This window comes from Kitasatospora sp. NPDC059817 (assembly GCF_042731835.1).
Taxonomy (GTDB): Bacteria; Actinomycetota; Actinomycetes; order Streptomycetales; family Streptomycetaceae; genus Kitasatospora.
Genome location: NZ_JBHWIR010000091.1, coordinates 5,048 through 10,638, shown reverse-complemented (window position 1 = coordinate 10,638; position 5,591 = coordinate 5,048). Strand labels below are relative to the sequence as shown.

Below are 5,591 nucleotides of genomic sequence, written 5' to 3'. Positions count from 1 at the left end.
CTATCCCCCCCCCCCCACTCTCGTGCTGTGCCTCATCTCAACTTAACACACCCCCACCCCCGCAAGGGCCGCCCCCCCCCCCGCCCGCGCGCCCCCCCCCCCCCCCCCGCGACGGACACCGAGTGGAGTGGCGTCACGCTCGCACCACCGGGTGGATCAGGTCGAGGACCATCACGTCGTGCCGAGCCGCGCCGTCCCACGGGATCGCCGAACCGACGCGCCTGTAGCCCCACGCTCGGTAGGACGCCTGGGCGGCAGTCGCCTCCGGCCGGGTGTTCAGCATCACCCGGGCGCTGTCGATGCCCTCGATGAGGGCGCGATGCATGCGGGCGGCGACGCCCTGGCGGCGCCACCGGGGCCGAACCGCCAGCTCGAAGAGACCGAACGTGCGCTGCCCGTCCTCATGCCTGAGGTCCTCGGGCACGGGATCGATCAGGGTGTCCCACCATCCGGTGTTCGCCGACAGCGGGTAGCCGTACGCCATCCCGACAACGGTGTCGCCGTCGAAGGCGATGGCCGCCCGGAACCCCCGCCGACGCGCCTGCGAGCGGAACCGGCGAAACGCCCGCCCCACATCGGTCGGCCCCTCGCCGTAGGGGGCTTCCGCGAACGCCTCCGAGAACACCTCCTTCAACTGGCCCTCCAGCTCGACCGCCTGCTCGCCGTCCAACAGCCGAACCGCCACCGTCACACCGTCCTCTGTTTCCGGGCCGAAACCCCGAGCGATCGAAGTTCCTCAACGCAGTCTCGCGCCATCGCCGTATCAACTCGGGCCGCCAACGACGGCAACGGCCCGGCTCCCCCGCCTAGGGGAACCGGGCCGTTGCCGTGGGCGCCGAAGTGATCAGCCGCCGAGCTGGATGCCGGCCATCCGCTTCCACTCGTACGGGCCGGTCTTCACCTTGAGGGCCAGCTCGCCCTCGAAGTCGTCGTGCAGGGTCAGCCCGGCCAGTTCGGCGGCGCGGCGGCCGACGGCGTAGCTCGGGGCCACCTGGTCGCCCCAGGCGCCGTCCGCGCCGACCACCACGATCCGGGTGGCCACGGCGCCGACGTACTCGACGACCGCGTCGGCGCCGCCCCCGTGTTGGCGGGCGAAGCTGCTGAGGTGCTTGGCGATGCGCTTGGCGCGGCGCTCGGTACGGGCGTCCGGCGCGGCGGCGGTGGCGGTCTCTGCGCTGCTCATGCCCGCATGCTACCCACCGGTAGTCGAGCTGGCGACGGGAGCGCCCTGTGCACCGGGCCACATACTGGAGGCGTGACCTTCTCCGGCTGGCCGGCCGAGGCCCTCGACTTCTACGAGCACCTCGAAGCCGACAATTCCAAGACCTTCTGGCAGGCCCACAAGGAGCAGTACGACGACGACGTACGGACCCCGATGGAGCTGCTGCTCGCCGAGCTGGAGCCGGAGTTCGGGCCCGGGAAGATCTTCCGTCCCAACCGCGACGTCCGGTTCAGCGCCGACAAGTCTCCGTACAAGACACACATCGGCGCCCACCTGGAGACCGGCGGCTACGTCCAGCTCTCCGCCGACGGCCTGGCCTGCGGCAACGGGATGTACCAGCTCGCCCCCGACCAGTTGGACCGCTACCGCGCCGCCGTCGCCGAGGACGTCAGCGGCGCCGAACTGGAGCGGGTGATTGCCGCGGTGGAGCAGGACGGCCCCCGGGTGCACGGCCGGGACTCCCTCAAGACCGCTCCGCGCGGCTTCCCCAAGGACCACCCGAGGATCGAGCTGCTGCGCCACAAGGGCCTGGTCGCCTGGCAGGAGTGGGCGCCCGCGAAGTGGCTCGGCACCCGCGGCGCCCACACCCGGATCACCGCCTTCCTGCGCGCCTCCCAGCCGCTCCGGGACTGGCTGGACGACCACGTCGGCCCGTCCGAGCTGCCGGCACGGTGAGAACGCGAAGAGAACGCGAAGAGCCCCGGTCCACCGGACCGGGGCTCTTCGACGTCGGACAGGCCTTACTTCATGAACGGGTCGATCGCGCACACCACGAACAGCAGCGACAGGTAGGTGATCGACCAGTGGAACAGCCGCATCTCCTTCAGCTTCGCGCCCACCACCCCGGCCTTGGCCCGGCCGTACAGCGCGTGCGCCTCGCGCAGCCAGAACCCGCCGAGCAGCACCGCGGTGACGGGGTACAGCCAGCTCATGTGCCCCAGCGGCCACACTGCCAGCGAGGTCGCCACCATCACCCAGGAGTAGGCGACGACCTGCTTGCCGACGGCGACGTTGCCCTTGACCACCGGCAGCATCGGCACGCCGGCCCGCTCGTAGTCCTCGCGCACCTTCATCGAGAGCACCCAGGTGTGCGGCGGCGTCCAGAAGAACACCACCAGGAACAGCGCGACCGCCGCCCAGGACAGCGAGTTGGTGACGGAGGACCAGCCGATCAGCACCGGCATGCAGCCGGCGATGCCGCCCCAGACGATGTTCTGCGAGGTGCGCCGCTTGAGCCCCAGCGTGTAGACGAACACGTAGAACAGCAGCGCGCCGAGCGCCAGTCCGGAGGAGAGCCAGTTGACGCCGAAGCCCAGCAGCAGGGTCGAGACGATCGCGAGGACGATACCGAACACCAGCGCCTCGCGCGGCGACACCATCCCGGTGACGATCGGCCGGCGCTCGGTGCGGGTCATCACCGCGTCGATGTCGCGGTCGATGTACATGTTGAGGGCGTTGGCGCCGCCCGCCGAGAGGTAGCCGCCGACCACGACCTTCAGCACCAGCAGCATGTTCGGGACGCCCTGTTGGGCGAGGAACATCACCGGCACCGTGCTCATCAGCAGCAGTTCGATGATCCGTGGCTTGGTCAGTGCGACGAAGGCGCCGACACGGGCCCCGATGGGCCGGTGCGCAGGAGTCGCCCCGGTGACCCCGGCGGGACGGGTTTCGACGGCGGTCACTAACACCCCAACTGAAGATGAATCCTCGCAGGCGTCCACAGGAACGAAGGGTCCCAAATCGTCCGCTCTGCGCGTACCACGCCACCTTAGACGCTCCATATATCCCATCCGGCTCCGGGGTCCCCCGGCGAGGCCGATGGCACACCCCCGGGTGAACCGACTGGGTGAAGCCACGAAGCCGTTCCGGCGCGCCGCCGCAACCCGTCCTGACCACCGGGGCGGCAGGGTGCCGTAAAACAGGAGAGTCTGGGACAAAATCAGGCAGGCCGCCCTGGTGGGAATCACCATACGGATTTCCTGGTTGTCCCAGCACGGAGGGTGAGCCCCGGGCCGGACGGTAGGCTCGCACGCAGAAGCGGGATCTACCCTCCGTGACCGGCACCACCCAGCGTCGAGACCACAGCGCCGTGGCCGACCCGGTCCCCTTTCACGGGGTCACTCTTCACAACGGAAGGAGCCCTGAGACAGGGTGAGCACGACGCCGACGAACGCATTCGAGTGGTCCGAACTGGATGAGCGCACGGTTGACACAGCGCGGGTCCTGGCCATGGACGCCGTCCAGAAGGTCGGCAACGGACACCCCGGGACGGCCATGTCGCTGGCCCCCGCGGCGTACCTGATCTTCCAGCGTTTCCTGCGCCACGACCCGACCGACCCCTCGTGGGTCGGCCGCGACCGGTTCGTGCTGTCCCCCGGGCACACGAGCCTGACCCTCTACACCCAGCTGTACCTGTCGGGCTACGGCCTGGAGCTGGACGACCTCAAGGCCTTCCGCGTCGCGGGCAGCCGCACCCCGGGCCACCCGGAGCACGGCCACACCGCGGGCGTGGAGACCACCACCGGCCCGCTCGGCCAGGGCATCGCCAACGCGGTGGGCATGGCGATGGCCGCCCGCTACGAGCGCGGCCTGTTCGACCCGGACGCCGCCGCCGGCGAGTCCCCCTTCGACCACACCATCTGGGCCATCGTCTCGGACGGCGACCTGGAGGAGGGCATCTCCGCCGAGGCCTCCTCGCTGGCCGGCCACCAGAAGCTGGGCAACCTGGTCGCCCTGTACGACGACAACCACATCTCGATCGAGGGCGACACCGAGACCGCCTTCTCCGAGGACGTCCTCAAGCGCTACGAGGCGTACGGCTGGCACGTCCAGCGGGTCGCCCCGAAGGCCAACGGCGACATCGACGTGGCCGTCCTGGCCGACGCGCTGGCCGCGGCCAAGGCCGAGACCACCCGTCCGTCGATCATCGCGATGCGCACGATCATCGCCTGGCCGGCCCCGGACGCCCAGAACACCGCCAAGGCGCACGGCTCCGCGCTCGGCGCCGCCGAGATCGCCGCCACCAAGAAGGTCCTGGGCTTCGACCCGGAGAAGACCTTCGAGGTCTCCGACAAGGTGATCGAGCACGCCCGCGAGGTCATCAAGCGCGGCAAGGCCGCCCATGCCGAGTGGGAGCAGTCCCTGGAGGCCTGGCGCGCCGCCGACCCGCAGCGCGCCGCCGAGTTCGACCGCATCCAGGCCGGCGAGCTGCCCGAGGGCTGGAAGAAGACCGTCCCGGTCTTCCCGGCCGGCAAGGACGTCGCCACCCGCAAGGCCTCCGGCGAGACCCTCAAGGCGCTCGGCGCGGTCATCCCGGAGCTGTGGGGCGGCTCGGCCGACCTCGCCGAGTCCAACCTCACCACGATCGACGAGGACAGCTCGTTCCTCCCCGAGGGCAACCCGCTGAAGAGCGCCAGCCCGTACGGCCGGACGATCCACTTCGGCATCCGCGAGCACGCCATGGGCTCGACCATGAACGGCATCGCGCTGCACGGCAAGACCCGCGTGTACGGCGGCACCTTCCTGGTCTTCGCCGACTACATGCGCCCGGCCGTGCGCCTGGCCGCGCTGATGAAGCTGCCGGTCACCTACGTCTGGACGCACGACTCGATCGGCCTCGGCGAGGACGGCCCGACCCACCAGCCGGTCGAGCACATGGCCTCGCTGCGCGCCATCCCGGGCCTGTCCATGGTCCGCCCGGCCGACGCCAACGAGACGGCCGTCGCCTGGCGCACCGTGATCGAGCGCCAGACCACCCACCCGGGCCCGGTCGGCCTGGCGCTCACCCGCCAGAACGTCCCGACCTTCGACCGCGAGGTCTTCGGCTCCGCCGAGGGCACCGCGAAGGGCGGCTACATCCTGGCCGAGGCCTCCAGCGGCGACCCGCAGGTGATCCTGCTGGGCACCGGCTCCGAGGTCCAGCTGGCCGTCAAGGCCCGCGAGGTGCTGGAGGCCGAGGGCATCGCCACCCGGGTGGTCTCGGTGCCGTCCTTCGAGTGGTTCCAGGAGCAGGACCAGGCCTACCGTGACAGTGTGCTGCCGCCGTCGGTCAAGGCCCGGGTGTCGGTCGAGGCCGGCATCGGCCAGGGCTGGCGCGAGCTGGTCGGCGACCACGGCCGGATCGTCTCGCTGGAGCACTTCGGCGCCTCCGCCGACTACAAGGTGCTCTTCGAGGAGTTCGGCCTGACCGCCGAGCGCGTGGTGGCCGAGGCCCACAACGCCCTCCGTTCTCTTGAGGCCGTCAACCGCTGACGCCCCCTTGGGCGGGGGGGGGGGGCCCGCCCGCGCCGGCGCCGGCGCCCGCCCCGACCCAGACCCCCCCAACATCTCAAACTCTAACCACCGCACTAGCACACCACGCTCGCGCCAG

General features: G+C 70.8%; 5 protein-coding genes. 2 read left to right on the top strand and 3 right to left on the bottom strand.

Features of this window, described 5'->3' with window-relative positions; all coding sequences use genetic code 11:
- Positions 1-133: 133 nt before the first annotated feature.
- A complete protein-coding gene (locus ACFV61_RS20305; RefSeq protein WP_380493070.1) occupies positions 134-685 on the bottom strand; it encodes a GNAT family N-acetyltransferase in 552 nt (183 codons plus the stop codon).
- Between the two features lie 159 nt (positions 686-844).
- A complete protein-coding gene (locus ACFV61_RS20300; RefSeq protein WP_063349518.1) occupies positions 845-1,183 on the bottom strand; it encodes a hypothetical protein in 339 nt (112 codons plus the stop codon).
- A gap of 72 nt (positions 1,184-1,255) precedes the next feature.
- Here ACFV61_RS20300 and ACFV61_RS20295 point away from each other — a divergent pair, with 72 nt between their 5' ends.
- The gene (locus tag ACFV61_RS20295; RefSeq protein WP_380336074.1) at positions 1,256-1,897 is read left to right on the top strand and encodes a DUF2461 domain-containing protein; all 642 of its coding nucleotides are present in this window, start codon (positions 1,256-1,258) and stop codon (positions 1,895-1,897) included.
- Positions 1,898-1,962: 65 nt separating this feature from the next.
- On the opposite strand, the gene ACFV61_RS20290 is transcribed toward ACFV61_RS20295, so the two are convergent.
- Entirely contained in the window at positions 1,963-2,910 is a 948-nt protein-coding gene (locus tag ACFV61_RS20290) for a heme o synthase (protein WP_380336071.1), read from the bottom strand.
- A 463-nt stretch (positions 2,911-3,373) separates the two neighbouring features.
- Here ACFV61_RS20290 and tkt point away from each other — a divergent pair, with 463 nt between their 5' ends.
- Entirely contained in the window at positions 3,374-5,473 is a 2,100-nt protein-coding gene (gene tkt / locus ACFV61_RS20285) for a transketolase (RefSeq protein ID WP_063349515.1), read from the top strand.
- Positions 5,474-5,591: the final 118 nt, after the last annotated feature.